The organism is Thioclava sp. F42-5 (genome assembly GCF_002213195.1).
Taxonomy (GTDB): domain Bacteria; phylum Pseudomonadota; class Alphaproteobacteria; order Rhodobacterales; family Rhodobacteraceae; genus Thioclava; species Thioclava nitratireducens.
The window spans coordinates 728,300-755,290 of record NZ_NBNZ01000002.1 but is presented as its reverse complement, the minus strand read 5'-3'; the positions used below and the strand labels follow the sequence as shown (position 1 = coordinate 755,290).

General features: G+C 65.4%; 28 protein-coding genes. 19 read left to right on the top strand and 9 right to left on the bottom strand.

Annotated features, from left to right (window positions below):
• Positions 1-55: 55 nt before the first annotated feature.
• The 6 genes from B6V74_RS08965 (at position 56) to lexA (ending at position 4,951) form a co-directional block, all read left to right on the top strand.
• Complete coding sequence (locus B6V74_RS08965; protein ID WP_075775655.1) at positions 56-649, top strand: aminodeoxychorismate/anthranilate synthase component II; 594 nt, start codon at positions 56-58, stop codon at positions 647-649.
• An 8-nt stretch (positions 650-657) separates the two neighbouring features.
• Positions 658-1,680 carry an anthranilate phosphoribosyltransferase gene (gene trpD, locus B6V74_RS08960; RefSeq protein WP_075775656.1) on the top strand — a complete coding sequence of 341 codons (1,023 nt, stop codon included), beginning with the start codon at positions 658-660 and terminating at the stop codon, positions 1,678-1,680.
• Positions 1,677-2,474 (top strand): indole-3-glycerol phosphate synthase TrpC, encoded by a 798-nt coding sequence (gene trpC / locus B6V74_RS08955; protein WP_088722560.1) that lies wholly within the window; start codon positions 1,677-1,679, stop codon positions 2,472-2,474. Before trpD ends, trpC begins: the two co-directional genes overlap by 4 nt.
• Positions 2,471-2,956 carry a cyclic pyranopterin monophosphate synthase MoaC gene (moaC, locus tag B6V74_RS08950; RefSeq protein ID WP_088722559.1) on the top strand — a complete coding sequence of 162 codons (486 nt, stop codon included), beginning with the start codon at positions 2,471-2,473 and terminating at the stop codon, positions 2,954-2,956. The genes trpC and moaC overlap by 4 nt, the downstream gene beginning before the upstream one ends.
• 2 nt (positions 2,957-2,958) lie before the next feature.
• Positions 2,959-4,143: a gephyrin-like molybdotransferase Glp gene (glp, locus tag B6V74_RS08945; protein WP_088722646.1), complete on the top strand. Its 1,185-nt coding sequence runs from the start codon at positions 2,959-2,961 to the stop codon at positions 4,141-4,143.
• Positions 4,144-4,234: 91 nt separating this feature from the next.
• On the top strand, positions 4,235-4,951 hold the full coding sequence (gene lexA, locus B6V74_RS08940; protein ID WP_075775659.1) for a transcriptional repressor LexA: 717 nt from the start codon (positions 4,235-4,237) through the stop codon (positions 4,949-4,951).
• Between the two features lie 109 nt (positions 4,952-5,060).
• Here the strand turns inward: lexA and B6V74_RS08935 are convergent, their stop codons facing one another.
• Positions 5,061-7,184 carry a ComEC/Rec2 family competence protein gene (locus B6V74_RS08935; RefSeq protein WP_088722558.1) on the bottom strand — a complete coding sequence of 708 codons (2,124 nt, stop codon included), beginning with the start codon at positions 7,182-7,184 and terminating at the stop codon, positions 5,061-5,063.
• 113 nt (positions 7,185-7,297) lie between these two features.
• On the opposite strand from B6V74_RS08935, the gene gltX reads away from it, so the two are divergent.
• The 7 genes from gltX (at position 7,298) to B6V74_RS08900 (ending at position 14,340) form a co-directional block, all read left to right on the top strand.
• A complete protein-coding gene (gltX, locus tag B6V74_RS08930; RefSeq protein ID WP_088722557.1) occupies positions 7,298-8,692 on the top strand; it encodes a glutamate--tRNA ligase in 1,395 nt (464 codons plus the stop codon).
• 79 nt (positions 8,693-8,771) lie between these two features.
• Positions 8,772-10,067 carry a citrate synthase gene (gltA, locus tag B6V74_RS08925; protein WP_075775661.1) on the top strand — a complete coding sequence of 432 codons (1,296 nt, stop codon included), beginning with the start codon at positions 8,772-8,774 and terminating at the stop codon, positions 10,065-10,067.
• Positions 10,068-10,255: 188 nt separating this feature from the next.
• Positions 10,256-10,618 (top strand): DUF1284 domain-containing protein, encoded by a 363-nt coding sequence (locus B6V74_RS08920; protein WP_088720176.1) that lies wholly within the window; start codon positions 10,256-10,258, stop codon positions 10,616-10,618.
• A 224-nt stretch (positions 10,619-10,842) separates the two neighbouring features.
• A complete protein-coding gene (locus tag B6V74_RS08915; protein ID WP_088722645.1) occupies positions 10,843-11,517 on the top strand; it encodes an SDR family oxidoreductase in 675 nt (224 codons plus the stop codon).
• Positions 11,518-11,653: 136 nt separating this feature from the next.
• Positions 11,654-12,439 (top strand): 5'/3'-nucleotidase SurE, encoded by a 786-nt coding sequence (gene surE / locus B6V74_RS08910; protein ID WP_075775664.1) that lies wholly within the window; start codon positions 11,654-11,656, stop codon positions 12,437-12,439.
• On the top strand, positions 12,436-13,092 hold the full coding sequence (locus B6V74_RS08905) for a protein-L-isoaspartate(D-aspartate) O-methyltransferase (protein ID WP_075775665.1): 657 nt from the start codon (positions 12,436-12,438) through the stop codon (positions 13,090-13,092). Before surE ends, B6V74_RS08905 begins: the two co-directional genes overlap by 4 nt.
• Before the next feature lie 54 nt (positions 13,093-13,146).
• Entirely contained in the window at positions 13,147-14,340 is a 1,194-nt protein-coding gene (locus B6V74_RS08900) for a LysM peptidoglycan-binding domain-containing M23 family metallopeptidase (protein WP_075775666.1), read from the top strand.
• Between the two features lie 50 nt (positions 14,341-14,390).
• Here B6V74_RS08900 and B6V74_RS08895 read toward each other — a convergent pair whose 3' ends face one another.
• Positions 14,391-14,816 carry an Lrp/AsnC family transcriptional regulator gene (locus B6V74_RS08895; protein ID WP_088722555.1) on the bottom strand — a complete coding sequence of 142 codons (426 nt, stop codon included), beginning with the start codon at positions 14,814-14,816 and terminating at the stop codon, positions 14,391-14,393.
• Positions 14,817-14,937: 121 nt separating this feature from the next.
• Between B6V74_RS08895 and rocF the strand changes: the two genes are divergently transcribed.
• From rocF to B6V74_RS08880, 3 genes are all read left to right on the top strand, one after another.
• Positions 14,938-15,864 carry an arginase gene (rocF, locus tag B6V74_RS08890; protein WP_088720172.1) on the top strand — a complete coding sequence of 309 codons (927 nt, stop codon included), beginning with the start codon at positions 14,938-14,940 and terminating at the stop codon, positions 15,862-15,864.
• A complete protein-coding gene (locus B6V74_RS08885) occupies positions 15,864-16,919 on the top strand; it encodes an ornithine cyclodeaminase (RefSeq protein WP_088722554.1) in 1,056 nt (351 codons plus the stop codon). Before rocF ends, B6V74_RS08885 begins: the two co-directional genes overlap by 1 nt.
• Before the next feature lie 68 nt (positions 16,920-16,987).
• Positions 16,988-18,298: an FAD-binding oxidoreductase gene (locus B6V74_RS08880; RefSeq protein ID WP_088722553.1), complete on the top strand. Its 1,311-nt coding sequence runs from the start codon at positions 16,988-16,990 to the stop codon at positions 18,296-18,298.
• 39 nt (positions 18,299-18,337) lie between these two features.
• Here the strand turns inward: B6V74_RS08880 and B6V74_RS08875 are convergent, their stop codons facing one another.
• The 4 genes from B6V74_RS08875 to B6V74_RS08860 all read right to left on the bottom strand — a co-directional run bounded on the left by B6V74_RS08875 (position 18,338) and on the right by B6V74_RS08860 (position 20,956).
• A complete protein-coding gene (locus tag B6V74_RS08875; RefSeq protein WP_088722552.1) occupies positions 18,338-19,180 on the bottom strand; it encodes an ATP-binding protein in 843 nt (280 codons plus the stop codon).
• Positions 19,177-20,040 carry a twin-arginine translocase subunit TatC gene (gene tatC / locus B6V74_RS08870; RefSeq protein WP_075775672.1) on the bottom strand — a complete coding sequence of 288 codons (864 nt, stop codon included), beginning with the start codon at positions 20,038-20,040 and terminating at the stop codon, positions 19,177-19,179. Before tatC ends, B6V74_RS08875 begins: the two co-directional genes overlap by 4 nt.
• A complete protein-coding gene (gene tatB, locus B6V74_RS19215) occupies positions 20,037-20,651 on the bottom strand; it encodes a Sec-independent protein translocase protein TatB (RefSeq protein WP_088722551.1) in 615 nt (204 codons plus the stop codon). The genes tatC and tatB overlap by 4 nt, the downstream gene beginning before the upstream one ends.
• A 77-nt stretch (positions 20,652-20,728) precedes the next feature.
• Positions 20,729-20,956, bottom strand: coding sequence for a twin-arginine translocase TatA/TatE family subunit (locus tag B6V74_RS08860; RefSeq protein ID WP_075775674.1), 228 nt, complete (start codon positions 20,954-20,956; stop codon positions 20,729-20,731).
• 187 nt (positions 20,957-21,143) lie between these two features.
• On the opposite strand from B6V74_RS08860, the gene B6V74_RS08855 reads away from it, so the two are divergent.
• The 3 genes from B6V74_RS08855 to B6V74_RS08845 all read left to right on the top strand — a co-directional run bounded on the left by B6V74_RS08855 (position 21,144) and on the right by B6V74_RS08845 (position 22,886).
• Positions 21,144-21,536, top strand: a complete 393-nt coding sequence (locus tag B6V74_RS08855) for an HTH domain-containing protein (protein WP_088720168.1) — start codon at positions 21,144-21,146, stop codon at positions 21,534-21,536.
• Between the two features lie 40 nt (positions 21,537-21,576).
• Positions 21,577-22,221, top strand: coding sequence for a MarC family protein (locus B6V74_RS08850; protein ID WP_075775676.1), 645 nt, complete (start codon positions 21,577-21,579; stop codon positions 22,219-22,221).
• A gap of 71 nt (positions 22,222-22,292) precedes the next feature.
• Positions 22,293-22,886: a TIGR02281 family clan AA aspartic protease gene (locus B6V74_RS08845; protein ID WP_088722550.1), complete on the top strand. Its 594-nt coding sequence runs from the start codon at positions 22,293-22,295 to the stop codon at positions 22,884-22,886.
• A gap of 232 nt (positions 22,887-23,118) precedes the next feature.
• Here the strand turns inward: B6V74_RS08845 and B6V74_RS08840 are convergent, their stop codons facing one another.
• The 3 genes from B6V74_RS08840 to soxC form a co-directional block, all read right to left on the bottom strand.
• Complete coding sequence (locus tag B6V74_RS08840; protein WP_088722549.1) at positions 23,119-24,354, bottom strand: DUF4147 domain-containing protein; 1,236 nt, start codon at positions 24,352-24,354, stop codon at positions 23,119-23,121.
• A gap of 194 nt (positions 24,355-24,548) precedes the next feature.
• Positions 24,549-25,673 (bottom strand): c-type cytochrome, encoded by a 1,125-nt coding sequence (locus B6V74_RS08835; RefSeq protein ID WP_075775679.1) that lies wholly within the window; start codon positions 25,671-25,673, stop codon positions 24,549-24,551.
• Positions 25,654-26,964, bottom strand: coding sequence for a sulfite dehydrogenase (gene soxC / locus B6V74_RS08830; RefSeq protein WP_075775680.1), 1,311 nt, complete (start codon positions 26,962-26,964; stop codon positions 25,654-25,656). Before soxC ends, B6V74_RS08835 begins: the two co-directional genes overlap by 20 nt.
• Positions 26,965-26,991: the final 27 nt, after the last annotated feature.

Genomic DNA, 26,991 nt, shown 5'->3' with positions numbered 1-26,991 from the left:
TCCGCGCCTGACCGCATCGGGGACGCCGGGGGCCAACAAACGAAAGGGCCCGGCCATGCTGCTGCTCATCGATAATTATGACAGCTTCACCTACAATTTGGTGCACTATTTTGGCGAGCTGGGCGCCGATGTGAAGGTCTGGCGTAACGACGCGCTGAACGTTCAGGACGCGATGGGCATGGGTGCCGAGGCGATCGTACTCTCGCCCGGGCCTTGCGATCCCGATCAAGCCGGCATCTGCCTGCCGCTGGTGATGGCCGCGGCCGAGGCCAAGCTGCCGCTGTTCGGCGTCTGTCTGGGGCATCAGACCATCGGTCAGGCCTTCGGCGGGAAAGTCGTGCGCGCCTCCGAGATCGTGCATGGCAAGATGGGCGAGATCCGCCACGAGGGCAAAGGCTGCTTCAAGGGCCTGCCCTCTCCGCTGAAAGCCACGCGCTACCACTCGCTGATCGTGGAGCGCGAGAGCCTGCCCGACTGCCTCGAGATCACCGCCGAGCTGGATGACGGCACGATCATGGGGCTGCGCCATCGCGAGTTGCCGATCGAGGGCGTGCAGTTCCACCCGGAATCCATCGCCTCCGAGCATGGCCACGCGATGCTGAAGAATTTCCTGACAGAGGCAGGCGTCAGCCTGAAGGTGCCCGCATGAGCCAGGCCATGAGCGAAGCAATGAAGCCGCTGATCTACTCGGCGTCCGAAGGGCCGCTGAGCCGCGCGCAGGCAGAGATGGCCTTCGAAATCCTGTTCAACGGCGAAGCTTCTCCCGCGCAGGTCGGCGGCTTGTTGATGGCGCTGAGGGCGCGCGGGGAATCCGTGTCGGAATATGCCGCTGCCGCCGCCGCGATGCGCGCGAAATGCGTGCCGGTCAAAGCCCCCGAAGGCGCAATCGACATCGTCGGGACCGGCGGCGACGGGATGCACACGCTCAACATCTCGACGGCTGCGGCCTTCGTCGTGGCGGGCGCGGGCGTTCCGGTCGCAAAGCATGGCAACCGCGCGGCCTCGTCGAAATCGGGCACGGCGGATGTGCAGTCCGAGCTCGGCATTGACGTGATGGCGGGGCCGGAGGCGACAGAGCGCGGTCTGGCCGAGGCGAATATCGGCTTCATGATGGCGCAGATCCACCACCCCGCGATGCGTCATGTCGGGTCGGTGCGTCAGGAGTTGGGCTGCAAGACGATCTTCAACATCCTCGGCCCGCTGACCAACCCCGCAGGCGTGAAGCGACAGCTGACCGGGGCCTTCGCGCCCGACCTGATCTTCCCGATGGCCGAGACGTTGCAGATGCTCGGCTCCGAGAAGGCATGGCTTGTCCATGGCTCGGACGGCACCGACGAGATCACCATCTGCGGCACGACCGAAGTCGCCGCGCTGGAAAACGGCCGGATCGAGTCGATCCAGATCCACCCCGAGGATGCAGGGTTGCCCGTCCATCGCTTCCGCGATCTGATCGGCGGCACCGCAGCCGAGAACGCCGCCGCCCTGCGCGCACTGCTCGAGGGGGAGCCCTCGGCCTATCGCGACGCGGTGATCTTCAACGCCGCCGCCGCGCTCGTCGTGGCCGACAAGGTCTCGGACCTGAAATCCGGGGCGGAAATGGCGGCCGAGAGCATCGACAGCGGAAAGGCCAAGACCGCTCTGGAAACGCTGGCCCGCATCACGCAGGAGGTCGCCGGATGAGCACGATCCTCGACAAGATCAAGGCCTACAAGCTTAAAGAGATCAAAGCGGCCAAAGCCGCCCGCCCGCTGAGCGAGGTTGAAGCTCAGGCCAAGGCGCAGGCGCCCACGCGCGGTTTTGCCAACGCCCTGACCGCGAAGGCGGAAACGGGCTACGGGCTGATCGCCGAGATCAAGAAGGCCTCGCCCTCGAAAGGACTGATCCGCCCCGATTTCGACCCGCCCGCGCTGGCCAAAGCCTATGAGGCAGGCGGCGCGGCCTGCCTGTCGGTGCTGACCGACACGCCGTCTTTTCAGGGCGCGCCGGAATTCCTGTCGGCGGCGCGCGCGGCCTGCTCGCTGCCCGCGCTGCGCAAGGATTTCCTCTACGACACCTATCAGGTCGCGGAGGCCCGCGCCTGGGGCGCCGATTGCATCCTGATCATCATGGCTTCGGTCGAGGATGATCTGGCGGCTGAGCTGGAAGACGCAGCCTTTGCTTGGGGTATGGATGTGCTGGTCGAAGTGCATGACATGGAAGAGACCGAGCGCGCGCTCAAACACCTGAAGTCGCCGCTTCTGGGCGTGAACAACCGCAACCTGAAGACCTTCGAGGTTACGCTCGACGTGACCCGCGAACTTGCACCGAGCATCCTCGCCGAGGGCCGCGATCTGGTCTGCGAAAGCGGCATCTTCACCCGCGACGACATGGCCGCGATGGCCGAGGTCGGCGCGCGCCGCTTCCTGATCGGCGAAAGCCTGATGCGGCAGGACGATGTCGCGGGCGCCACCCGGACGCTTCTGGAGGTCGCATGAGCCTGTCGCATTTCGACAAGGACGGTCAGGCCCATATGGTCGACGTCTCCGACAAGGACGTGACCGACCGCATCGCCGTGGCCGAGGGGCGCGTGGTAATGCTGCCCGAGACGCTGGATTATGTCCTGAAGGGCACCGCGAAGAAGGGCGACGTTCTGAGCATCGCGCGGATCGCGGGCATCATGGCCGCGAAGAAGACCTCCGATCTGATCCCGCTATGTCACCCGCTGCCGATCACCAAGGTCACGCTCGATCTGGAACCCGACGAGGCGCTGCCCGGTGTACGCATTCGCGCCACCGTGAAAACCTCGGGGCAGACCGGCGTCGAGATGGAGGCGCTGACCGCCGTGTCGGCGGCTGCGCTGACGGTCTATGACATGCTCAAGGCGGTCGAGAAATCCATGCAGATCGAGGGTATCCGCGTCGTGCTGAAAGACGGCGGGAAATCCGGCAAATACGAGGCTGAAGGGAGCGCAACATGAGCCTGTTGCCCGTCGAAGAAGCGCTTGAAAAGGTTCTGACGCTGGTCGAACCGCTGGGTACCGAACGCGTGAGCCTGCGTCATGCGCTCGGTCGTGTGATGGCGGAGCCCGCGACCGCGCAATTGACCCAGCCGCCCTTCTCGGGCTCGGCGATGGATGGCTACTGGCTCGACGCGGCCGACCACCTGCCCGGCGCGACGCTGACCGTCGAGGGCGAAGCCGCCGCGGGTCGCGGCTATGAGGGTCAGCCCAAGCCCGGCCAGGCGGTACGCATTTTCACCGGCGCGCCAGTGCCGGGGCCGAATGGCGTGGTCGTGCTGCAGGAGAACGTGACGCGCGAAGGCGACACGATCACGCTGCCGCAAGAGCTTGATAGCAATACCAATATCCGGCCGAAGGGTCAGGATTTCACGCAAGGCGAGAGCTTCTGCCCCGACCGCCCGCTGACCGCGCGCGACCTCGGGCTGCTGGCGGCGATGAACGTGCCCGCCCTCACCGTGCGCCGCCGCCCCATCGTCGCGATCATCGCGACTGGCGACGAGTTGGTGATGCCGGGCGAAGAGCCGGGGCCGGACCAGATCATCTGCTCCAACAGCTTCATCGTCGCGGCATTGGCCGAGCGCATGGGCGCAGAAGCGCGCATGCTGCCGATCGCTCGCGACGACCGCGACAGTCTGCGCACCGTGTTCGACCTCGCGAAGGGCGCCGATATGGTGGTGACCTCCGGTGGCGCCTCGCTCGGCGCGCATGATCTTGTGGGCGACGTGGCCGAGGAACTGGGACTCGAACGCAGCTTCTGGAAGATCGCGATGCGCCCGGGCAAGCCCTTGATGGCGGGCCGGATGGGCGAGGCCGCGATGCTGGGCCTTCCGGGCAACCCGGTCTCGGCAACGGTCTGTGCCGAACTGTTCCTGCGCCCGATGCTGCGCAAGCTTTCGGGCCTGCCGCCCGAAACGCGCGTGAAACAGGCAATCCTCGCGACCGATACCGGCCCCACCGGTCCGCGCACGCATTACATGCGCGCCACGCTCGTGCCCGGCGATCCCCTGCCCCGCGTCACGCCCTTCGACAACCAGGACTCCGCGATGCTGAGCCTCCTGTCGCAGGCCGATTGCCTGCTGATCCGCCCCATCGGCGACGGGCCGCGCAAGGCGGGCGAGACGGTCGAGATCCTGCCGCTCGACTGAGCCGCGCCCGCCTCGGCCGTTGACAGCCCCCGTGAACAAGGGTAGAACAATCCTTGAACATGTGCCTTGACCGGGGAACGGAGGGTCGCGGATGCTGACGCGCAAGCAACTGGAATTGCTGGAATTCATTCAGAAACGGATGATGAAGGACGGTGTTCCGCCCTCTTTCGACGAGATGAAGGACGCGCTGGACCTGCGCTCCAAGTCCGGTATCCACCGGCTGATCACCGCATTGGAAGAACGCGGCTTCATCCGCCGTCTCGCTCACCGGGCCCGCGCGATCGAGATCGTGAAACTGCCCGAGGCGCTCGAGAAGAAATTCGGCGCGCCCGCGACCGAGGATACAGGAAGCTTCGCGCCCAAAGTGATCGAGGGGGACAAGGCCGATCCGCCGCGCGGCGCGATGCCGGTTGACGTGATCCACGCGCTGGAACTGCCGGTGATGGGCCGGATCGCCGCCGGTGTCCCGATAGAGGCGATTTCGGAAGTTTCGCATCACGTCGCCGTTCCGGGCTCGATGCTGAGCGGACGCGGGGAGCATTACGCGCTCGAGGTCAAAGGCGACTCGATGATCGAGGCCGGGATCAACGATGGCGACGTCGTGGTGATCCGCGAACAGGGCACGGCGGATAACGGCGATATCGTGGTCGCCTTGGTCGAAGGCCATGAGGCCACGCTGAAGCGTTTCTACCGTCGCAGCGGAATGATCGCGCTGGAGGCCGCCAACCCGGCCTATGAGACGCGGCTGCTGCGCGACGATCAGGTGAAGGTGCAGGGTCGGCTCGTCGGGCTGATCCGCAGCTACTGACATCCATTGAGTTTCTGGAAGAGGGCGTCCTGCGGGGCGCTCTTTTTCATTTGCTGCGCCGGTGGCAGAGGGCGGAGCCTCCGGCGGGCATATTTGCGAAGAGCGAAGGTCAGGGGCGCGTCCAGAGACGGCGACCTTTGACTTGCGCGGTCGTCGTGATTTCCCCGGCTGCACTGATCGCGACCGCGCCGGTTCCGCGCTGGCGCTGCGCGTCCCACAGATCGCAAGGGCCTGTGGCGCTGTCGAATTTGGCGGAGGTTACGACAATTCCGCCTTTGGCGCAGACCGCAGGCAAGGCGTATTGCACGGCTTTTCCCGTGAAATGCGCAAGCTGCGCCCCGCGAAACTGCGCAATCCGCGCGCCGCGCGGCCCGGAGAATGCAGGCCGCGCGGCCGCCACCTCCAGCGTCGCCGCGTCGCCATCCGCCGCAAGCCAGCGGCCCGAGATGAACCCCGCGCCGGGTTTCGACAGAGCCCGGCCTAGCGGCGTCATCACCCCGACCTGCCGGCCCTCGGGTGCGATCAGAAGTGCAGGTCGCTCGTCGTCGGCGCGCAGCCAAAACACGCAAGCCGTCGCAATCAGGCCGATGCTCGCTGTCCGTCCCGCGCCGCGGGTCAGGATCAGCCCTAAAGCGCCAAGCGCGATCAGCGGCAGCACATAAGGCCCCGGTTGAACGATGGCGAGAACGGAGCCATCGAGGTCGCTGACCCATCGCGCGACGCGCAAGATCCACGCCGTCCCCTGCCCCACCGCCCAAAGCGCGGGGCCGCTCAGACCGAAGGGGGCCAGCAGCGCCGCGAGGACCCCCATCGGCATGATCACCAGCCCCATTGCGGGCACCGCGAACAGGTTCGCCAGAACCCCGTATTCCGACAGCCGGTGGAACTGCGCGGCCACGATCGGCGCCGTAGCCGCTCCAGCGATGAGCGAGGTCGCGACCAGCATCAGCGCGGGCCTCAGAAGCCGCGGCAGGTAGCGCGCGGCGCGGGTCCACGGCCCGAGCATCACGATCAGCGCGGTCGTCGCCGCGAAGGACATCTGGAAGCCGGGCGCGGTCAGGCTCTCTGGTTGCCAGATCAGCAAGAGCGTGGCGGCGAGCGCGACGGTGCGCAGGCTCAGCGCACGACGGTCGAAAAGAACGGCGAGGAGCATGATCGACACCATGATCCAGGCCCGCTGGGTCGAGACCGCAGGCCCCGCGAGCCACAGATAGGCGCTGGCCGCGATCAGCGCCGCAATGGCGGCCAATTTCTTCGTGGGCCAGATCAGCGCGGGTCGGCCTGCCAGCGCCAGCCCGTAGCGCACGAGTCCAAAGACGAAACCCGCGAGGATTCCCATATGCAGCCCCGAGATCGCGATCAGATGCGCGAGGCCGGAGCGGCGCATAGCCTCGCGCGTGGCCTCGCTCAGACCCGAGCGGTCGCCGGTCATCAGCGCCGCCGCGACCGCGCCGGGCTGGCCCGCGATCCGCGCCTGAATCGCCGTAGAGAGCCGCATCCGCGCGCGATGCGCCGCCATCGCCCAATCACCGGGATAGGGCGGCGCGACCCGCATCACCGGCGCGCGGGTATAGCCGATCGCGCCGAGGCGATCGAACCAGGCGGTGCGGCGGAAATCGTAATCCCGGGGCGCGGCTGGCGGCGGCGGGGGCGAGAGATTCGCCGTGAGCATGACCTGCGCGCCGGGTTCCGGGGTGAACTCGCTCTGATCGCCATGCAGCGTGACCCGGACCCGCGCGGGCGTATTTCCGGGGGCGACCCGGTCGATCCGCACCTGATCCAACGTCAGCCGGATCAGGTCCGAGCGCGCGCGGTCGATCTTAACGATCCGCCCGGCGACGGGGCCGTAATAGCGGTATTGCAGCACCGGTGCGGCGACGAGATGGGCGCGTAGTCCCGCCAGCAACAGGCCCAGAGCCGCGAGGGCAATGAGTGCCGCCGGCAGCCGAAACCATACCGCGCCACGCAGCCAAAGCGTCAGAGAGATCGCGCAGATCGCGAGCGCGGTCAGGTAGATAAGCCAGCCCGGCTCCACCTTGAGCGTGAAATACGCACCGACCCCGCCCCCGAGCGCCACCGGCATCCACAGGAAAAGCTGCGCCCGCGCCCGCACCAAGGCACCAAGCGGATCGGAGAGACCAGCGAAAAGCGCCGCGATCAGACGAGAGCTGCGGCCCGCGCCCTTTGCGCCCTCCGGCAGCGCCCAGTCGCCCGGTTCCGCATTGATCGCCATGCTTGTCCTCGGCCCCGTCCCTGCTTATGCATCGAGCCGAGAAAGCCTATGCGCTTGATGGTTTCCGAAAGGTAAAGGCGGGCCGGTGAGAGCCCGCGAAGAAAGGCTCCGACATGTCCGACCAGATTGTCACCCGTTTCGCCCCCTCGCCCACCGGCTATCTGCATATCGGCGGTGCGCGCACGGCGCTGTTCAACTGGCTCTATGCACGCGGGCGCGGCGGTAAATTCCTGCTGCGTATCGAGGATACCGACCGTGAACGCTCGACCCCGGAGGCGACGGCGGCGATCCTGCAGGGGCTCGAATGGCTGGGGCTCGACTATGACGGCGAGGTGGTGAGCCAAGCCGCGGGCGCGGCTCGCCATGCCGAGGTCGCCCATAAGATGCTGGAGAAAGGCCACGCCTACAAGTGCTTCTCCACGCAGGAAGAGATCGCGGCCTTCCGCGAGGACCCGGCGAACAAGGGCCAGATGTTCCCCTCGCCGTGGCGCGATGCCGATCCCGCGACCCATCCGGACGCGCCCTACGTGATCCGGCTGAAAGCCCCGCGCGAGGGCACGACCGTGATCCAGGACGCGGTGCAGGGCGAAGTGACGATCCGCAACGATCAGCTCGATGACATGATTTGTTTACGTTCGGATGGCACACCGACCTACATGCTGGCCGTTGTCGTCGATGACCATGATATGGGCGTGACCCATGTGATCCGCGGGGACGACCATCTCGTCAATGCCGCGCGGCAGATGCTGGTCTATCGCGCGATGGATTGGGACGTGCCGACCTTCGCGCATATCCCGCTGATTCACGGCCCCGACGGCAAGAAGCTGTCGAAGCGCCACGGCGCGGTGGGCCTCGAGCAGTATCAGGCGATGGGCTACCCGGCGACGGGCATGCGCAACTACCTCGCGCGGCTCGGCTGGAGCCATGGCGACGACGAATTCTTCACCGACGAACAGGCGAAGGAATGGTTCGACATCACCGGCATCAACAAGGCGCCGGCGCGGCTCGATTTCAAGAAGCTCGAGAATATCTGCGGCCAGCATATCGCGGTCACCGACGAGGCCGAATTGCTGCGCGAAATCGAAGGTTATCTCGCAGCTGCAGAAAAACCGTCGCTGGATGACGCACAGAAATCTGCGCTTATGCGCACGCTTCCCGTGGTAAAGGGATCAGCGAAACTTCTGCCGCAACTCATTGAAAAGGCACACTTCTCTCTGACGCAGCGCCCGATCGAGATCGAAGAGAAAGCGGCCAAGGCACTGGATGATGTATCCCGTGGTATACTGAGTGAATTGACCTTTGCGCTGCAACGCGCTAATTGGTCGCGGGAAGACCTGGAAGCCGCTGTCGGACAGGTTGCCGAAGCGCATGGGCTTGGCCTTGGGAAGGTCGCAGCTCCGGTGCGGGCGGCCTTGGCGGGACGTGCGGCAACCCCCAGCGTATTCGATATGATGCTCGTTTTGGGCCGGGAGGAGACTCTGGCTCGACTCGACGATCAGGCGGCCTGAGGCCTGGCCGCCCTCTCCGGACGACTGTCCGGACGCGATAGACCGGCGCGGCCCAGCCGGAGGATGAAAGGGAATTTACATGGCAGACAACTCGAAGACCGCCACGCTCTCGCTTGACGGACAAACCTATGAGCTTCCCGTGCTCTCGCCCTCGGCTGGTCCCGACGTGCTCGATATCCGCAAGCTCTATGGCCAAGCCGACGTCTTCACCTACGATCCGGGCTTCACCTCGACCGCAGCCTGCGAATCCAAGATCACCTTCATCGACGGTGCCAAGGGTGAGCTGCTGTATCGTGGCTATCCGATCGACCAACTCGCGTCGAAGTCGCATTACCTCGAAGTGTGCTACCTGCTGCTCTACGGGGAACTGCCGACCAAGGCGCAGATGGAAGATTTCGAGTTCCGCGTGACGCGTCACACGATGATCCACGAGCAGATGAAGCAGTTCTTCCAGGGCTTCCGCCGTGACAGCCACCCGATGGCGACCATGGTCGGCGTCGTGGGCGCGCTGTCGGCCTTCTATCACGACAGCCTCGACATCTCGGACCCGTGGCAACGCGAAGTCGCCTCGATCCGCCTGATCGCGAAACTGCCGACGATCGCCGCGATGGCCTACAAGTATTCGATCGGTCAGCCCTTCGTCTATCCGAAGAACGAGCTGAGCTACGCCGAGAACTTCCTGCACATGTGCTTCTCGGTCCCGGCCGAAGACTACAAGATCGAGCCTGCGCTGGCCCGTGCGATGGACCGGATTTTCACGCTCCATGCCGATCACGAGCAGAACGCCTCGACCTCGACCGTGCGTCTGGCGGGCTCCTCGGGCGCGAACCCGTTCGCCTGTATCGCGGCCGGCATCGCCTGCCTCTGGGGCCCCGCCCACGGCGGCGCCAACCAAGCCTGCCTCGAGATGCTGCGCGAAATCGGAACCGTCGACCAGATCCCGGAATACATCAAGCGCGCCAAGGACAAGGACGATCCCTTCCGCCTGATGGGCTTCGGTCACCGCGTCTACAAGAACTTCGACCCGCGCGCGAAGGTCATGAAGGAATCGGCAGACGAGGTGCTCGACCTGCTCGGCATCCACGACAACGAGACGCTTCAGGTCGCCAAGGAACTGGAGAAGATCGCTCTGGAGGACGAATATTTCGTCTCCAAGAAGCTCTATCCGAACGTCGACTTCTACTCGGGCATCATCCTCGAGGCGATGGGCTTCCCGACCTCGATGTTCACCCCGATCTTCGCGCTGTCGCGCACCGTCGGCTGGATCTCGCAGTGGAAAGAGATGATCGAGGATCCGACCGGCAAGATCGGTCGCCCGCGTCAGCTCTATACCGGCGCGACCTACCGCGATTACGTCGATCTCGAGAAGCGCTGAGCATAGACCAGATCATTGCGGGCCGGAGGGGAAACCTTCCGGCCCGTTTTCCATTCTGCTACCCCGGTGACAGGGGACGGAGCCCCGCTTGGCTGCGCCGGCCTCCCCCGGGATAATTACGAAAGAGCGAAGACATAGCTGACCGTCTGACATACCGCCCGCATCATTTCCTCTGCTCGCTCGGGTTCGTGGGGAAGGGATATTCGGATGCCTTCACTGCGAACATGACCGAAATCGTCGAGGGGCGACTGCGGCGTGCGGAAGGCGCGGCGGTGGAGATCGAAGTGGTGGGCGCGGCCGATGACATCTGCGGTCCCTGCCCGTCGCGGCGCGGGTCCGGTTGCACCGGGCAGGCGAAGATCGACCGGCTGGATGCAGCCCATGCGAAGGCATTGGGAATTGCGCCGGGCGATGTGCTCAGCTGGGGCGAGGCGCTGGAGCGGATGGCCGCCCTGCCCGCCGATGTCCACCAGACGATCTGCGCCGAGTGCCAATGGCTGAGCGAGGGCATGTGCGAAGCCGCTCTCGCTCGGCTTCAGGGCAAAGCGTAACGCCATTCCCAGCCGGGGGGCAGCGCTTCGATTTCGAGGCAGGGTCCCGCCGCGTCTGCGCGGCGCCGACCAGCTGCCCGCGACGGCGAGTGGCGCAGCCGCCATTGCGCAGCATTGCCAAGCGGGCCGACTCGCCCGCGCGCAAATTCGCAAATCATCGGGAGAGGCGCGGATCGTGCATCTGACGCTTGCGCGAAGGCGAGCGTGGTGGCAAGAAACGCGCCATGAGCACGGATCAGACCCAAGACCCTTCGCAGGGCAAGAAACTGGCGCTAGTCACCGGCGCTTCGCGTGGCCTCGGTGGGGCGATTGCAGAGGCCTTGGCCGAAGACGGCTGGCATATCATGGCCGTCGCGCGGACCACCGGCGCGCTGGAAGAACTCGACGACCGGATTCAGGCGAAGGGCGGCACCGCTTCGCTCGGCCCGCTGGACGTGACCGACCCCGATCAGATGGCGCATCTCGCGCAGTCGATCGGCGCGCGCTGGGGCGGGCTCGATCTCTGGGTGCATACCGCGATCCATGCCGCGCCGCTCTCGCCGACGGGGCATATCGACGCCAAGGAACTGGCCAATTCGGTCAAGGTGAACGTGACCGCGACCGCGCAGCTGATCGGGCTGATCGAGCCGCTGCTGCTCGCCCGTCAAGGCACCGCGCTGGCCTTCGACGATCCGCGTGCGGGCCAGAAATTCTTCGGCATCTACGGGGCGACGAAAGCGGCACAGATGGCGATGCTGCGCTCGTGGCTGGCGGAGACCGTGAAGATCGGGCCGCGCGTGGTCATCGCCGAGCCTGCGCCGATGGCGACCGCCTTGCGCGGGCGGTTCTTCCCCGGCGAGGATCGCGACGCTCTCGCCGATCGCCATGCCGAAGCACGGCGTATCCTCGACACGCTCTGACGCCCCGGCCAAAACGCCGCGGACCGCTTGGCCTGCGGCGCTTTGGCGACACATCCAGGCTGTTGCCTGCCCCCGCTTTACCCTTCATCCACTGCAAGGTAAGCATCGGGTGACGCGACGGGGAACTGGGGGCAACATGCGTATTCTCATCACCAATGACGACGGCATCGACGCGCCGGGTCTGGCCGTTCTTCTCGAGATCGCCGAAGAACTCGCAGGTCCCGATGGCGAGGTCTGGACGGTCGCGCCCGCGTTCGAGCAATCGGGCGTGGGCCATTGCATCTCCTACACCCGGCCGATGATGATCTCGAAGCTGGCCGAGCGCCGTTTCGCAGCCGAAGGCAGCCCCGCCGACTGCGTGATGGCCGGGCTTTACGACGTGCTGGAAGGGCAGCGGCCCGATCTGGTGCTCTCGGGCGTGAACCGGGGCAACAACTCCGCCGACAACGCGCTCTATTCCGGCACGTTGGGCGGTGCGATGGAGGCGGCGCTGCAAGGGGTGCCCGCGATTGCCCTGTCGCAATTCATCGGACCCGACGTCTTCAATGCCCCCGACATGTTCGAGGCGGCGCGGGTGCATGGCGCGGGGCTCGTGCGCAAGCTCCTCGATCAGGGCATCTGGGACGATGGCGATTACCGTGTGTTCTACAATGTCAATTTCCCGCCGGTGCTGGCAGCCGACGTCAAGGGCCACAAGGTCGCCGCCCAAGGCTTCCGCAAGGATTGCTTCTTCTCGACCGAGGCGCACCACGCGCCCTCGGGGCGGCGCTTCCTGTGGATCAAGGGTGGCCCGCAGCATACGCCGACGCAGCCGGGCACCGATGCCGCCGTCAACCTCGACGGCTATATCTCGGTCACGCCGATGCGCGCCGATCTGACGGCGCATGACGTGATCGCCGATCTGGAGGCCCGTCTGGGATGAGCGAGGATGCGGAAGAGGATCTGGCCGAGCGCAAGATGCGGTTCCTCTTCGCACTGCGCTCCAAGGGCGTGACCGACGCGCGCACGCTGCACGCGATGGAGGGGATCGACCGCGGCCAGTTTGTGCGCGGTATCTTCGCCGATCGTGCCTATGAGGACATGCCCCTGCCGATCGCCTGCGGACAGACCATCTCGCAACCTTCGATCGTGGGGCTGATGACCCAGGCCGCGGATGTCGGCTCGCGCGATACCGTGCTCGAGATCGGCACCGGATCGGGCTATCAGGCAGCCATCCTGAGTCAGCTCGCCCGGCGGGTCTACACGGTGGATCGCCACAAGCGCCTCGTGCGCGAGGCCGAGGGCGTCTTCACGGCGCTGCGGCTCACCAATATCGTTGCGATTTCCGGCGACGGCTCGCATGGGCTGCCCGATCAGGCGCCCTTTGATCGAATCATCGTGACTGCCGCCGCGGAAGACCCTCCCGGGCCGCTCTTGGCCCAGCTGAAGATCGGGGGTATCATGGTTCTGCCCGTGGGCCAGTCGGACACGGTGCAAAGCCTGATCCGGGTGCGCCGGCTCGAGACGGGCTTCGATTACGAAGAATTGCGTCCGGTGCGCTTCGTCCCCCTTGTAGAGGGCGTGGCAAACGACTGAGTGGCAGGCAAGAACGGACCCCGTAGAGGTCTGAGAGACAGTGAGGACGAGCGGATGGCAACGAAGAATTCCCGGCTGCGGCTGATTCTGGCAGGTGGAGTCGCGCTGACGGCGCTGGCCGCCTGTAACCCGAACGGGTTCGATCTGGACATGCGCGGCTACGGCAATGGCGGGCTCGACACGAGCGCGGCTGCCCGGCAGGCCGTACAGGATCGCCCGCGCCCGAATGCGCAGGGCATCATCACCTACCCGAATTATCAGGTCGTCGTGGCGCGCCGCGGCGATACGGTCAACTCCGTCGCACAACGCATCGGCACCGATCCCGGCGCGCTGGCCCGCTACAACGCGGTCGCGCCCGACGCGGTGCTGAACGCGGGCGAAGTGCTGGCCCTGCCCAACAAGGTCGCGACGACAGCCGGCACCGCGGCGCCGGGCAATTCCAGTGCACTGACCTCGGAGACGATCGACATCACCTCGCTCGCGTCGAACGCGATCGACAAGGCGCAGGCGAACCAGCCCGCGAAGGCGACCCCGGCTTCGGCCCCGGTCTCCACAACCAGCCCCGAGCCGATCCGCCACAAGGTCGCGCGTGGCGAGACCGCCTACTCCATCGCGCGCTACTATTCGGTGCCGGTGAAGGCACTGGCCGAATGGAACGGGCTACCCAACGATCTGCGCGTGCGTGAAGGTCAGATGCTGATCATCCCGGTCGCCTCCGGCCGCCAACCTCCGAAGGTCGAGACCGCTACGGCTACGACGGCGCCCGGCACCGGCTCGCCGACCCCGGTGCCGCCCTCCGCGGCAGAGCCCCTGCCCGACAAGACGCCGCCGAAAGCCTCCGAGCCGGTCAAGACGCAGACCCCGGACATGAGCACCGATCGCACCAAGGCGTCGGACACGTCGAAGATGATGATGCCGGTTCCCGGCTCGATCATCCGCCCCTACAAGAAGGGCAAGAACGACGGTGTCGATATCTCCGCGTCGGCCGGAACTGCGGTCAAAGCCGCCGAGAGCGGCACCGTGCTGCTGATCAGCCAGGACACCGACGATGTCGCCTTCCTCGCGATCAAGCATCCCGACAATCTGGTGACGGTCTATTACAACGTGACCGGCATCACGGTGAAGAAAGGCGCGAGCGTCAAGCGCGGCCAGACCATCGCGAAGGTCGCGTCCGGCGATCAGGGCTATCTGCATTTCGAGGTCCGCAAGGGGATCGATTCCGTCGATCCGATGCCGTATCTCAACTGATCTTGCGCGGCGGGCCGGAGATATTCCGGTCCGCCCGCGCCCCTGCCCGCCTAGCCCGCAACAGGCGCGAGCAGCAGACAGCTCTCGCTGTTGAGCACCCCCGGAATTTCCCGAATATCGCGCAAGGCCCGGTCGAACTCGCCCAGAGTCTCGGCCCGGATTTCCGCCACCAGATCCCAGTTTCCATTGGTCGCGAAAACCGTCGTGACCTCCGGAATCCGGTGCAGCGCCCGGATCACAGCGCGCGACATCTTGCCCTGTAACTCGACCAGCGAGATCGCACGCACCTGCCCCTCGACATCGGTCTCGGTCTCGATGGTAAAGCGCCGGATCTGCCCCGACGCCACCAGCGCCTCCAGCCGGGCGCGTGCTGTGGTGCGCGACACCCCCACCTGCAGCGCAAGATCAGTCACCGAGAGCCGCGCGTCCGCCCGCAATGCGGTCAGGATCGCGCGGTCCGTATCGTCGAGCTGCATCGCCCCTCCGTTTTGATCAATCAATTAGCCAAACTGATCAAATTTAGTTCCGATTTGCGCAAATTGACAAGCGAAACCTCTGCGCCATTTCGTCAGACTGAGTCCAACAAGGGAGATCACGATGACACGCACAGTATCGATTCTGGGCGCGCCTATTCAAACTGGCGCTTCGCAACCCGGCTGCATCATGGGACCGGCCAGCCTGCGCATCGCCGGGCTGGGCGACATCCTGACCGAGCTGGGCTGGGAAGTGAACGATCTGGGCGACCTGTCGATCCCGGCGCAAGACCCTGTGCCGCACAAGAACCCCGCGATCCACGATCTGGCCGAGACCCGCGCCTGGATCGAGGCGTTGTCGGACGCAGCCTTCGACGCCGCCCAGAAGCACGACCGCCCGATCTTCATCGGTGGCGACCACGCGCTGGCTGCCGGCACGCTGAGCGGGCTGGCACGTCATGCGAAAACCCAGGATCGCCCGCTTTTCGTTCTGTGGCTCGACGCCCACCCGGACCTGCACACGCTGGAAACCACGACCAGCGGTAACCTGCATGGCACGCCCGTGGCCTACGTCACGGGACAGCCGGATTTCGAGGCATTCCCGCCGCTGGAAGCCAGCATCGATCCCAAGAACTTCTGCATGATGGGCATCCGCTCTGTCGATCCGGCAGAGCGCGAGCGCATCAAGCAGATCGGCTTGGAAGTCCATGACATGCGCGCCATCGACGAGACCGGCGTGCTGGCTCCGCTGCGCGCCTTCCTTGACCGCGTGCGCGAAGCCAACGGCCTTCTGCATGTCAGCTTCGACGTCGATTTCCTAGACCCCGGGATCGCGCCCGCCGTGGGCACGACCGTGCCGGGCGGCGCCACGTTCCGCGAGGCGCATCTGATCATGGAAGAGGTCGGCGACAGCGACCTCGTCACTTCGCTCGACATTGTCGAGCTTAACCCCTTCCTCGACGAACGCGGCCGCACGGCGAAACTGCTGTGCGACCTCGCGGCCAGCCTCTTCGGCCGCCGCGTTCTTGACCGCATGACACGGAGTTTTTGATGGACAAGTCCCCGCTCGCCCCCTCCGAACTGGCCTTCGTGCCCTTCGTTTCCGTCGCCAACATGATGAAGCTGGTGAACGAGATCGGCCCCGAACAGGTGATGCGCGACCTCGCCGCCTATATCGAAGAGGATTTCCGCCGCTGGCCGGATTTCGACAAGACGCCGCGCGTCGCGAGCCATTCTGCGGAGGGCGTGATCGAGTTGATGCCGACCGCGGATAGCGAAAATTACGGTTTCAAATACGTCAACGGGCACCCCAAGAACGGCCGCACCGGGCACCAGACCGTGACGGCGTTTGGCGTGCTGTCCTCGGTCGCTACGGGCTATCCGCTGCTGATGACCGAGATGACGATACTGACCGCACTGCGCACCGCCGCCACCTCGGCGCTGGTGGGCAAATACCTCGCCCCGAAAGGCGCGACGGTGATGGGCATGATCGGCAATGGTGCGCAATGCGAGTTTCAGGCGCTGGCCTTCCGCGCGATCTGCGGCATCGACACATTGCGGCTTTACGACATCGACCCGAGCGCGACCGAGAAAGCCGCGAAGAACCTGATCGCGCAGGGGTTCAACGTCACCAAATGCCGCTCCGGCGAGGAAGCGGTCGAAGGCGCGCAGGTCATCACCACCTGCACCGCCGACAAGCAATATGCGACGATCTTGACCGACAATATGGTCGGCTCGGGCATCCACATCAACGCAATCGGCGGCGACTGCCCCGGCAAGACCGAACTGCATCGCGACATCCTCACCCGCTCGGAGATCTTTGTCGAATACCCGCCGCAGACCCGCATCGAGGGCGAGATTCAGGCGCTCGACGAGGATCACCCGGTGACCGAGTTGTGGAAGGTCATGCGCGGTGAGGCCGAGGGCCGCCGCGACGCGAAACAGATCACGCTGTTCGATAGCGTGGGCTTCGCGATCGAGGATTTCAGCGCGCTGCGCTACATCCATGACCGCGTGAAGGGTGGCGATTATGCGCAGATGCTCGATCTTATGGCAGACCCCGACGATCCGCGCGATTTGTTCGGGATGCTGACGCGGGCGGGCTGAGCCCGCTTGCGCTTGACGCGCGCGCGTGGCACCGAAAGCGAAACGCCCCTTTCAGACGAGAGCGCGACATGACCGACAAGACCCACCCCTATGCGGGCGACGGCAGACACACCGACAGCTACTACGCGGCTTCGGCCAACCCGGCCCCGCTCCGTCCGGAACTGGAAGGCGCGGTGGAGGCCGATATCTGCGTCGTGGGCGCGGGCTTTTCGGGCCTCTCGACCGCGCTGCATCTGGCAGAAAAGGGCTATAGCGTCACCGTCGTGGAAGGCGCACGCATCGGCTGGGGCGCTTCGGGCCGCAATGGCGGTCAGGTCGTCAACGGGCTGAACGCGAGCCTCGACGTGATCGAGAGCCGCTACGGACAGGACACCGCGAATTTCGTCGCCGGTCTGGTGATGGAAGGCGGCGACATCATCCGCGAGCGCGTCGCGACCTACGACATCCAATGCGACCTGAAGCCCGGCAACGTCTTCGCGGGGCTCACCGGCAAGCATATGCAGGAGCTGGAAGCGCGCTGGAAACTCTGGCGCAGCTACGGCATCGAAAGCCAGGAGATGCTGAGCCGCGAGCAGATGCGCGAGCACGCGGCTTCCGACCTCTATGCGGGCGGCATGATCGACCACAAGGGCGGCCATCTGCATCCGCTGAACCTCGCGCTTGGCGAGGCGGCGGCGGTCGAGAAAATGGGCGGCACGATCTACGAAATGTCCCCCGTCAATTTCGTCGACACCGAAGCCACGCGCCCGGTGATCAGGACCGCAAAGGGGCAGATCACCGCGAAAACGCTGGTTCTGTGCGGCAACGCCTATCTCGGCCATGTCGTGCCCACGCTGGAGCGCCGTGTGATGCCCGTCTCGACGCAGGTGATGGCGACCGAGCTGCTGGGCGAGGCCAAGGCACGCGAATTGATGCCGTCAGATGTCTGCATCGAGGACGTTCGCTACATCCTCGACTATTACCGCATGTCCGCCGACAACCGCCTGCTGTTTGGCGGCGGCACAGTCTATGGCGGGGCAGACCCGAAAGACATCAAGGCGAAGCTCTGGAAGAACCTCGAGAAAGTCTTCCCGCAGCTCAAAGGCACCAAGATCGACTACGCGTGGTCGGGCAATTTCGCGCTCTCGTTCAGCCGCGTGCCGCAGATGGGACGGATCGGGCAGAACACCTATTTCGCGCATGGCTACTCGGGGCATGGCGTGACCGGCTCGCATACTTTCGGGCGCATCCTGTCGGAGGCGATCAACGGCGACCTGACCCGGTTCGATACGTTCGCGAAACTGCCGTGGATTCCGTTTCCCGGCGGGCGCACTTTCCGCGTGCCCTACTCCGTCGCGGGGTCGTGGTGGTATGCTCTGCGCGATCGGCTGGGGGTGTAAGCCCCCTACCCGCGCCTTGGACGATGCGGAGAGACGCGCTTACAGCGCGATCCCGCGCCGTCCGGCCAGATCGGTGAAATACTGCCATGCCACGCGGCCCGAACGCGCCCCGCGCGTGGCCTGCCATTCGATGGCTTCGGCGCGCAACTCCTCGTCGGAGATCTCTACGCCATAGCTGTCGCAATAGCCGCGGATCATCGTAAGATACTCGTCTTGGCTGCAGGGATGGAAGCCCAGCCACAACCCGAACCGATCGGACAGCGAGACTTTCTCCTCCACCGCTTCGGAGGGGCTGATCGCAGTCGAACGCTCGTTCTCGATCATGTCGCGCGGCATCAGGTGACGGCGGTTCGACGTGGCATAGAGGATCACGTTCGCGGGCCGCCCCTCGATCCCGCCATCCAGCACCGCCTTGAGCGATTTGTAATGCTGGTCATCATGACTGAACGACAGGTCGTCGCAGAACAGGATGAAGCGCATCTCCGGCGCGTCGCGCAGATGCGCGAGCAGACGCCCGACGGACGGCAGATCCTCGCGCGCAAGCTCCACCAGTTTGAGCGGCTGCCCCTCGGCCACCGCCGCGGCGTGGGCCGCTTTCACGAGCGAGCTCTTCCCCATCCCGCGCGCGCCCCAGAGAAGCGCGTTGTTCGCAGCCGCCCCGCGCGCGAATTGCAGCGTGTTGGCCAGCAGCGTGTCGCGCGAGCGGTCGATGCCGTGCAGCAGGCTCAGGTCGACGCGGTTCACCTGAGGCACGGGCTCCAGCCGATCCGGCGCGGTGTGCCAGATGAAGGCGCTGGCCGAGGCGAAATCCGGCGCGGGCTGTGGCGCGGGCGAGAGCCGCTCCAGTGCCGTGGCGATCCGGGTCAGCGTCGCGTCATTCATCCCTTGGTATCCTCGTCGTCTTCGTCTTCATCCCATTCGTCGGGATCGATCCAGGTGCCTTCGGCGCGCATTCGAGCTTCACGGGTCTTCTCGATCCGCTTCACGAGTTGGATGGATATCTCGTAGAGACCGTAGACCACCGAGAACAGGATGACCTGGGAAATTACGTCCGGAGGCGTCGCGATCGCGGCCACGACAAGGATCGCGACCACGGCGTATTTGCGCATATTCGCGAGGCCTTGCGAGGAGACCAGACCCGCCTTGCCCATCAGCGACAGCAGGACGGGCAGCTGGAAGCAGATCCCGAAGGCCATGACGAACTTGATCGTCAGGTTGAGATATTCCTGCACCGAGCCCTGGAAGCCGATGGCGGCCATCTCGTTCGCGCCGGACGTCGCGCCGATCTCGCCCTGCTGGAAGCCGAGGAAGAAGTTAAAGGCCAGCGGCAGGATGATGTAATAAGCGAACGCCGCGCCAAGGAAGAACATCACCGGCGAGGCGATCAGGAACGGCAGAAACGCGTTCTTCTCGTTGCGGTAAAGGCCCGGCGCCACGAAACGCCACATCTGGTAGGCGATGATCGGGAATGCCAGGGCGAAACCGCCGAGGAAGGAAATATTGATCGCGACGAAGAAACCTTCCTGCAGCTTGATCAGGTAGAGGCCGCATTGCTCGCCGCGCGATTCCAGCGCCGAGCAGACCGGCCGGGTCAGGAAATTGAAGATCGGGTTCCAGACCGTGTAGCAGACCACCATCGCCGCGATGAAGGCCCCCAGCGAATAGAGGATGCGCGTGCGCAGTTCCGCGAGGTGTTCGATCAGCGGGGCGGCGCTGTCCTCGATTTCGTCATGGTCGCTCATGCGTCACCCTTCTTCGCGGCGGGTTTCTTCGCCGCCGTCTTCTTGGCCGCCGGTTTGGCACCGGTTTTCGCGGCAGGTTTACTGCTCGACTTCGTCGCCGGCTTGGCGCTGGATTTCGCTGCGGTCGAACTGCCCGTCTTCGCGCCAGTCTTGGCTGCGGTCTTCGACGCGGCTTTCTTCGCAGCGGGCTTGGCCGCCGGCTTGCTTGCCGTCTTGGAAGTCTCGGGTTTGGCCGTCTCGGCTGCGGTCGCCTCGGGTTGGGCAGCCTCGGGCTTGGGCGGCTCCGCCTCGGGATCGGGCTTGAGCGAGGTCCGCTCGGACCGGCCCGGCTCCCATTTCTCGAAAGCGTCGGTCGCCTTTTCCAGCGCGTCGAGCCCGAGCGACTTCTTCGAGGCCAGCGATTTCAAGTCGCGCACGGAGCCCGCGGCCTCGTCGAGCCCGGTATCCTTCGCCGCATCTTCCATCGCCCGCGAGAATTCGCGCGCCATCGACTTGGCCTTCGCGGTGATGCGGCCAAGCTGGTGGAACATCTTGGGCAGATCCTTCGGCCCCACGACGATCAGCGCCACGACGCCGATCAGCAGAAGCTCGCTCCAACCGATGTCTAACATGAGTGCTCAGGCCTCCGGCCAAATGAGGACGCAAAGGCAAACGGGCATCAGCCCGCAACCCCTAAAAGCGATCAGGCTCAGGCCTTGTCTTTTTCTTTCTGAACTTCGTCCGCCGGGGTCACGTCGCGTGCCTCGTCGACGGAGCCGTCTTCGATTTCCTTCGTGCCGTCGCTCACGCCTTTCTTGAAGGCGGTGATGCCTTTGCCGACTTCACCCATGAGCGAGGAAATCTTGCCGCGGCCGAAAAGAACCAGAACCACGACGGCGATCAGAAGCAGACCGGGAAGGCCGATATTGTTGAGCATTGTTGTCTCTCCTCTGGTCACGGGCCCGCCGCCCGCGCCTTATGTCGGTCCCGAGTTTTAGGATCATGCGGGCCTCAATCCTAGACCGATTCCGCCCAAACGGCGCTGTGAGGCGCAGATTACTGACAGTTCATTGTCAGTTGCCCCGCCCCGCGCTACCCTTCGCTTGACCTGACGGGAGAGACCCATGACCCGCGACGAGCGGCTGCAACAGATCATCGCCATCCTGCGCGACGGCAAGATGCACCGTGCCAGCGATCTGGCTGAGCGGCTGGGAGTCTCGGTCCGCACGATCTGGCGCGACATGGCGGAAATCTCGGCCTATGGCGTGCCGGTCGAGGGCGAACGCGGCGTCGGCTATATCCTGCGCCGGGCGGTTGGCTTGCCGCCTCTTGTGCTGACCCGCGAGGAGTTGGCCGCGCTCGATCATCTGCTCGATCTCGCCGAGGCGATGGAGGATCCGCGCCTTGCCGGAGGCGCCGCGAGCCTGGCCGCGAAAATCCGTGCCGCCCTGCCCTCCGCGCCGCCCGAGCCATCTGCCGAAGACGCCGGGGAAAGGCTGGCGGGCGGTCGGGGATGAGGCTAGGCTCGACTGCGAAACTTGGAAGGGATGCCCCTGCGTGATCGGTGCCGAATACATCACTGCTTTCGTGACACTTTTCGTCATCATCGATCCGATCGGGCTGGCCCCGGTCTTCATCGCACTGACCTTGGGCGAAAGCCATCGCGCGCGACTGCGCATCGCCCTGCGCGCCCTCATCATAGCCGCCGTGCTGCTGACCTTGTTCGGCATTTTCGGCGACAAGATCCTCGCCGGGATCGGCATCTCCATGCCCGCATTCCGCATCGCGGGCGGGGTGCTGCTGTTCCTCACCGCGCTCGACATGCTGTTCGAACGCCGCACCAAACGCCGCGAGGCGCAGGGCGAGGAGCACGAGGCCGACCCCGAAACAGACCCTTCCGTATTCCCTCTGGCGACGCCGCTTCTCGCCGGGCCCGGCGCGATGGCGACGATGATCCTGCTGGCCGGCCGCGAGGGCGGCGACTGGCTGCATGTAGTGGTCATCATCGCGATGATGCTGCTGGTGCTTTGCTGCGTCTTCGTGATGTTCCTGCTCGCCACGCCGATCGAGCGCGCGCTGGGTCGCACCGGCACGATGGTCGTCACCCGGCTTCTGGGGATGCTGTTGGCGGCGCTGGCGATCCAGTTCATCCTCGACGGGCTGCATGGCGCGGGGCTGATGGGCGGGAGCCCGGTAAGCTGAGGCAATCCGCCCTCTGGGAAAGCCGCGCAGGCGATCCTATCTGAATTAGGTTGGTAGGGGTAACGAGGATCATGGTCGAGACGATCATCAGCGAGAATTGGGGACGGCTCGTCTATCTGGGCCTCCTGCTCGTCGCCGTGGGCGGGTATTTCCTGCTGGAAATCCGTCGCCGTCCGGGGCGCACGCTGCAACAGGCCGCGATCTGGGGGCTGATCTTTCTGGGCACGCTCGCCGCCGTGGGGCTTTGGACCGACATCCAGCGACAGGTCTCGATCCCCGATCAGGCCGTGATGCGTGATGGGCGGATCGAAGTGCCGCAAGCGCCCGACGGGCATTACTACCTCACCGCCGAGGTCAACGGCACGCCGATCCGCTTCGTCGTCGATACCGGCGCGAGCCAGATCGTCCTGACCCAGCGCGCCGCCGAGCGCGCGGGCATCAAGACCGCCGATCTCGCCTATATCGGGCAGGCGCGCACAGCCAACGGCATCGTCGCGACTGCGCCGGTGCGGCTGGAGCGCTTCGATTTGGGCCCGATCCACGACAGCAACCTGCGCGCCGTGGTCAATCGCGGATCGATGGACACGTCACTGCTGGGGATGACCTACCTCACCCGCTTCGCGAAAGTGGAATTCGCGCGGGGCACGCTGATCCTCGAACGCTAAGCGGACCCGGCCCTCAATCGCCGTGATCGTGCCTTTTTTGCGCCTCAATCTTTGTCGAGGGTCCCAAGGTGGCCGCCGTTCAGGCTCGGCCCTCCAGGCTTCGTTACGAGGAAAACGCCCATGGTTGCCTTCGACACCTTCGCGCTTGCGATCATCACCGTCGCCGTCATCCGCGAAGCCTATCTCCGTCTGCGCCCGATGATGCGCTCTGCCGAAGCAGAGCGCGGCTAAGCTAGCCTTTCACCAGAACCGCGAGATCGGCCACATTCGTGCCGGTCGCCCCCGTCATCAGCAGCGCATCCGCCGCCTGCAGGACGCGATAGCTGTCATTGCGGGCGAGCGCCGCGTCGCAATCGACGCCAGCCGCCCGCGCCGCCGCGCAGGTCCCCGGCCCCACCAGACCGCCCGCCGCATCCGTCGGCCCATCGCGGCCATCGGTACCGCCCGACAGGAAGCGCCAATCACCCTCGAGACCCGCCGCCTCCGCGGCACAAGCCACCCGCAGCGCGAGTTCCTGATTGCGACCGCCCAGCCCGTCGCCCTTGATCGTCACGGTGGTCTCGCCCCCCATGACGAGCGCCCCTGAGGGCATATCGCGCAGCAGGGCCACGATCTGCGGCGCAAGGTCGGCCACGTCCCCGTCGAGCGCGAAGGGCGCGGCCTCGGCTCCGGCCGACACCATCGCCGCGACCGACAGCCCGTTCGCCCCGATCAGACGGTTGCGCGCCGCAGGCAGAGCTGGTTCCGGGCCGGAGGCTTCCAGATGCGCCCGCACAGGCGCGGGCAAAGCGTCCCAAATCCCGAGATCACGGCACAGCCGCGCTGCCTCGGCCCGCGTGCCGATCGGCTCGACAGTGGGTCCCGAGGCGATGACGCGCAGATCATCGCCCGGCACATCTGAAAGGATCAGCCCCGTCACGGGGGCCGCGCAGGCCAACAGCCAGCCGCCGCCCTTGAGCTGCGACAGCTGCTGGCGGATCAGGTTCATCTGCGTGATATCGGCCCCGCAACCGAGGAGAAGTCGGCTGACCTCGGCTTTGTCCGACAGGCTCAGCCCCTCTGCTGGTGCGACCGCGAGCGCGGAGCCGCCACCGGAAATCAGCGCAAGAACGCGATCCTCCGGGCCACAGGCTTGCAGGCACTGCAGGATCGCGCGCCCGGCCCGTTCACTGCCCTCCCCCGGCACAGGGTGATCGCCCGCGATCAGCGTGACACCCGCACGAGGCGCCGCCGCTTCGGCATTCTCGGGATTGGTCACGACGAGCGCTTGCGCATCTTCGGGCAAAGCCTCCAGCGCCGCAGCACTCATCGCCAGCGCCGCCTTGCCGAGCGCGATCACCTGCCAGCGCCCGCCCGGCCCCGGCGGGGTCTCCATCGCCCATCCCATCGCGCGGGACACACCCGCCGCTGGATCGGCCGCCTTCACTCCGATATCGAACAGCTCGCGTGCGCGTGCATCCAGATCCATGCCCTCTCCCTTCGCTTTTGCCCAACTATGCCCGGGGGGCGCCGGGGTGCAAGTGCGCCAGGCGAAGGCAGTCCTCGCGGTGGCGCAGAAACGAAAAGACGCCCGCGGGGAGCGCGGGCGTCGAAACACGATCAGGCGGAAGGGCCCTGTCGGTTTAAGTGAGCGGGAGCCGAGGCCCCCGCCCGGGGAGGGTCTTAGCCACCTTGGCTTTCGATATAGGCGAGCACCGCCTTGACGTCTTCGGGGTCCTTCAGGCCGGCGAAGGACATCCGGTTCTTCGGAATGTAGCCCTTCGGGTCGGCGAGATATTCCTCGACCGTCTGTTCGGTCCAGATCAGACCGTCTTCACCGTGCTGCTTCATCGCGCTCGAGTATTTGAACCCATCAGCCGTCCCGGCCTGACGACCGATCAGGTTGTTGAGCACCGGGCCGACGCGGTTCTTCGCATCTTCGCCGACTTGGTGGCAGGCCTTGCACTTCTTGAAGACCTTCTCGCCAGCCTCGACCAGCGCCGGATCGGCAGAGAGCGTCTCCTTCGGCTCGGAGGTGGTTTTCTCCACCTGCGCCGCCGCCGGAGCGTCCTGCGCCATCGCCTCGGCCGCGTCGCTCTGGGTAGCGTCGCCTGCGACGACGACGTCGGCCGGAGCGCTATCGTCCGCAGCCGCCGTATCTTCGCCGCCGCCTTGGTTGGGCGTCACGTCGAGCACGGTGGCTTTCTTGGTGATGTGCACGTCGGTCTTACAGTCGCTCATGCAAGCGGCTTCCGAAAACTTCGGCACTTCGACCTCGTCGCGGTTATCCACGATGAACCCGTCCGCGTTCGGCATCTCCACGTCGAGGAAGTTATCCTTCGTGAGGACGAAATCGTCTTCCACGAGGTAGTTCGAGTAGAGAATGTAGGCGACGATGGCATAGGTCTCGTCGACGGTCAGCGTTTGCGCGTTGCCGAACGGCATCGAGCGGTGCGCATAGTCCCAGACGGTGGACAGGTAGGGCCAGTAGGAACCGACGGTTTTCACCGGATCCTTGTTGGCCAGCGTCCCTTCGCCCCCGGCCAGTTTCGGCCAGTTGTCGACGCCCTCGGCGAAGTCGCCATGGCAGACCGCGCAGTTGTCGGCGAAGATCTTTTCACCGTCGGCGACCGAACCCGAGCCTTCGGGAAGGTTCTTGCCATCGGGGAAGACCTCGACGGTCCAGGCGTTGATTTCCTCGGGCAGCGCTTCGCGTCCCAGACCGAATTTCTCGGCCAGGGCGGGCGTCGCGACGAGCGGAGCGGCCAGAAGCGTGGCCAGCAGCAGATTACGACGACACTTCGACATTCTCGGACTCCCCGTTTTCCTTGACCCACCAGGTCTGGATACCGTTGTTGTGATAGACCGAATTCTCCCCGCGGATCGCGCGCAGCGCGTCCTTGGTCGGCTGAACGTAGCCGGTGGAATCGGTAGCGCGGGACTGCAGGAGCATTTCCGAACCGTCCCAGTCGATCTCGAGATAGAAGCGCGAGACCGCCTTGTCGGCGCCCGGCTCGGCCAGACGGGCCTCTTGCCAGTTCGCGCCGCCGTCGAGCGAAACGTCGACCTTGGTGATGTGACCGCGACCCGACCAGGCCATGCCTGTGATGACCAGCGGACCCTTGCCGTGCTTGATCGGCATCTGCGGGCTGGGCGAGGTGACGACCGATTTGGCGTCCATGACCCAGGTCCACTTGCGCGACGTGCCGTCGGCGAGCGTGTCGGTGTATTTCGAGGTTTCTTCGCGCGACTGCACGGCCTCGTCGGTGACTTCGAGACGACGCAGCCACTTCACCCACATGTTGCCTTCGAAACCCGGAACCACGAGGCGCACCGGATAACCGTGCTCCTTGCGCAGCGCTTCGCCATTGGCCTTGATAGCCACGAGACAGTCGTCGAGCGCTTTCTCCAGCGGGATCGAGCGGCCGTTCGAGGACGCGTCGGCGCCTTCGGCATAGACCCACTTGTCCTTGATCTGGTCGCCGAGATTGGTGATCCCCGCTTCTTCGAGCAGCGTCCGCAGCGGGATGCCCGAATATTGCATGTTGTGGATCATGCCCTGGGTGAACTGCGCGCCGTTGAGCTGGGCACCGGCCCATTCCATGCCCGAGTTCGCGGCGCATTCGAGGAAGTAGGTGCGGTTCACACGCGGGAAACGCTCCAGATCCTCGTAGGTGAAGACCAGCGGCTTGTCGACGAGGCCGTTGATCATCAGACGGTAGTCTTCCTTCTTCAGTTCGATCGCGCCCGAATGGTGACGCTCGAAGGCGCAGCCGGTGGGAGTGATCGTGCCGTCGAGGGCGTGGATCGGCGTAAAGTTGATCGACGAGATCACGTCCGCGGTCAGCCAGCCGACATTGCGGCGGATGACGTCATCTTCGAATTCGATCGGCAGGCCGTAGGGGGTGGCATCGACGCCGTCGCCCCAGCCCGAAGCCCAAGGCTGAACTTCGGTGATCAACGGATCGGGTTGCTGTTCTGCGCGCGCGGCACCAGCCCCTGCGGCCATCGCACCGACCGCAGCCCCTGCGCGGAGGAATCCGCGGCGGCTGAGGGCGGCATTGGTGGCCGGGTTGCCCTGGCGTTCCTTGTCGTCCATGTGTTTTCCTCCAGTCTCTAACCCCTG